The sequence below is a fragment of the Hansschlegelia zhihuaiae genome, from assembly GCF_004103825.1.
Lineage (GTDB): Bacteria > Pseudomonadota > Alphaproteobacteria > Rhizobiales > Methylopilaceae > Methylopila > Methylopila zhihuaiae.
The window spans coordinates 154334-156881 of the sequence record NZ_RYFI01000009.1; the positions used below are offsets into that span (position 1 = coordinate 154334).

Below are 2548 nucleotides of genomic sequence, written 5' to 3' on the forward strand. Positions count from 1 at the left end.
CCAGCCGGCGCGTCGGCCGCCCGCATAGGCGCGGCCGTGGCCCTGGGCGACGAGCGCGGCCGCGACGTCGCCGGCGTCCGATGTCGAGACCCGCGCCACGACGCGCCCGAAATATTTGTCGCCCCGCACCTCGGCGAGGGTCAGCCGGCGACCGTCGATCAGCCGTCTCAGCGCCTCCGTCGCGGCGGAGGCGGCCTGGGTCTCGCCGTCGCAGCGCCCGCGCCGCTCGGGCGCGTCGAGGCCCGCGATCCTGACCCGCGTCACGACCTCATGGCCGGGAAAGGCCGCGACCCGCGCCTCGAAAGTGTCGCCGTCCAGCACGCCGAGGGCGCGCGCCTCGAAGCTGCGCGAGAAGGCCGGAGCAGGGGCGGCCGCGGTGTGCGGGGCTGGCTCGGGATGGAAAACCGCGAAGCCGGCGGCCAGCGACGCCCCCAGCACGGCGCCGGCGAGCATGTCGACAAGGCGCGAAACAATGGGGCAACGCAACGAGAATCGGACCATGATCCCATTACATGGGCAGAATCTGACTATTTCAAGGAATAAATTCAGATATGGCAAGACGAGCAGGCGCGGTCGCCACGGGCGCTCGGCCTTGCGAGACGGATTGCGCGCTTGTCACTCGCGCGCGGCCGCCCTACCCCTCAGCCTGAGGGCCGGCGCGTGAGGATGCGTGGAATGACCTGCTGGACATGGTTCGGGCCCGCGGCGGCCGTCGCGCTCGCGGCCGCGACGCTCGCGGCCCCCGGCGCGGCCGAGGCCCGCAAGACGGTCCCGTTCACGGCGGAGGGCTTCCGGCCCGGCACGATCGTGATCCGCGACCGCGAGCGCGCGCTCTATTTCCTCGCCGGCGAAAACCGCGCCTATCGCTACCGCGTCGCGGTCGGGCGGCGCGGCAAGCACTGGTTCGGCACGGCCTATGTGAAGGGCAAATACGTCAACCCCGCCTGGTCGCCGCCCGCCGACGTGCGGCGCGACAAGCCCGGCCTGCCCTCCGTCATCCCCGGCGGCAGCCCCCGGAACCCGATGGGCCCGCGCGCCATCATGCTCGACCGCGACGAGATCGCGATCCACGGCACCAACCGGCCGGGCTCGATCGGGACTTTCGCGTCCTATGGCTGTATCCGGATGATGAACGCCGACATCCTCGACCTGTATGAGAGGGTGGGCCTCGGCGCCGAGGTCGTCGTGACGCCGTAGGGCGCGCCGGGGGCCGGATCGTCATCGCCCGGCCTGAGCGATGGCTGTCGGGCTCACGGTTAAGCTCCTGTCTTGAGCGTCTGCTTGACCCAGCGGAAGAACAGCTCTCGCCGTTCACGCCGGTCCCTTCACCAGACCTTCTCGACCGTGTACCCGGCCTTGCGCAGCAGCTCGACCAGCCCCTTCTCGCCGGGCAGGTGCAGCGCGCCGACCGCGATCAGCACGCCGCCCTTGTCGATCAGCGCCTCGGAGCGCTCGAGCATCAGCCGATTGCGGCGATCGACGACGCCTTCCATGAAGTCCGCATAGGCCGAGACGTCGAGCGCGTCGCCGAAGGTCTCGCGGTCCATCGCCAGGAACCAGCCGACCTTGCGCGCCCTGTAGAGCGCAAGCGTCGTGGCCTGCAGGTCGTCGCTCGACTTGTCGTCCGCGACGGCGTCGCGGACCATTCTGCGGGCCGTCTCCTCGGAGATCCTGGACACCGCCTCGAGCTGCTCCGCGACGGTCTCGAGCCCGACGATCGTGGCGCCGGCGGCGCGTCCCGCCTTCTCGATCGCCTCGTCCACGGTCGGCCGCCCGGCGGACATCTGCTTCAGCTGGCAGCCCGAGACCTGCAGGGTAAGGGCCAGGAACCACGGCTTCAGCATCGGGGCGATCGATTGCGGAAGCCCGGCCTCGCCGAGCCGCCGCTTGACGCTCGCGACCTGCTCGTCGCTCAGGCCCTCGAGGCCCTTGCCCGAAAAATCCACGCCGTTCTTGGTCACGAAGGCGATCATGTCGCGCTGCGCGGCCGCGCCCTGCGCGTCGGCGAGTTCCACCGCGACCGTGCCGGCCTCCCCGAGGGCCGCGCGCAGCGGCTCGCTGAGCGCCACGAGATCGTCCTCGGTCGCGTGCATCGTTCCGAACAGGTAGGAGGGCTTGGCGCCCCTGGCCGTGATCCGCCACAGCAGGCCCTCGGCGTTCGGAACCTTGCGCGCCGTCTCCTCGAAGGCCGCGAAGGCCTGCGGCTCCTCGGCCTCCGCCTTCGCGACCAGATCCTCGCCGCGGCACGGCGGCGCGGAATCGGCCGGCACGGCGGCGGCCGGCGATGCGATGGCGAGGAGAGCGACGAGTGCCGCCCATGCTGGACGAAGACGGATCACGACGCAGCGCTCCACGGAACTGTCCGACCCGGACATTGCCGCCCCCGAGAGACCAAACGGTTAAGCCGACCGCAGGAACAGCCGCCAAATCGGCTTCGCCCCGGCGGCGCTTTTGCAGTAGAAGCGTCCCATGCTCGCCCGCGAAGAAGTCGAACGCTACGCCCGCCACATCGTGCTGCGCGAGATCGGCGGGGGGGGGGGGGGGGGGG

The 2548-nt window shown here is 71.1% G+C and carries 4 protein-coding genes; 2 read left to right on the forward strand and 2 right to left on the reverse strand.

What is annotated here, in order from left to right; translation table 11 throughout:
• Nucleotides 1-453 (reverse strand): thermonuclease family protein (locus tag EK403_RS11120; protein WP_245479639.1); only part of this gene is annotated, 453 nt, incomplete at its 3' end.
• A gap of 222 nt (nt 454-675) precedes the next feature.
• Between EK403_RS11120 and EK403_RS11125 the strand changes: the two genes are divergently transcribed.
• Nucleotides 676-1197, forward strand: coding sequence for a L,D-transpeptidase (locus EK403_RS11125; protein ID WP_128777560.1), 522 nt, complete (start codon nt 676-678; stop codon nt 1195-1197).
• A gap of 128 nt (nt 1198-1325) precedes the next feature.
• Here the strand turns inward: EK403_RS11125 and EK403_RS11130 are convergent, their stop codons facing one another.
• Nucleotides 1326-2270: a TraB/GumN family protein gene (locus EK403_RS11130; protein WP_245479640.1), complete on the reverse strand. Its 945-nt coding sequence runs from the start codon at nt 2268-2270 to the stop codon at nt 1326-1328.
• A gap of 199 nt (nt 2271-2469) precedes the next feature.
• Between EK403_RS11130 and EK403_RS23115 the strand changes: the two genes are divergently transcribed.
• A partial coding sequence (locus EK403_RS23115; RefSeq protein WP_245479648.1) for a hypothetical protein occupies nt 2470-2548 on the forward strand: 79 nt, incomplete at its 3' end.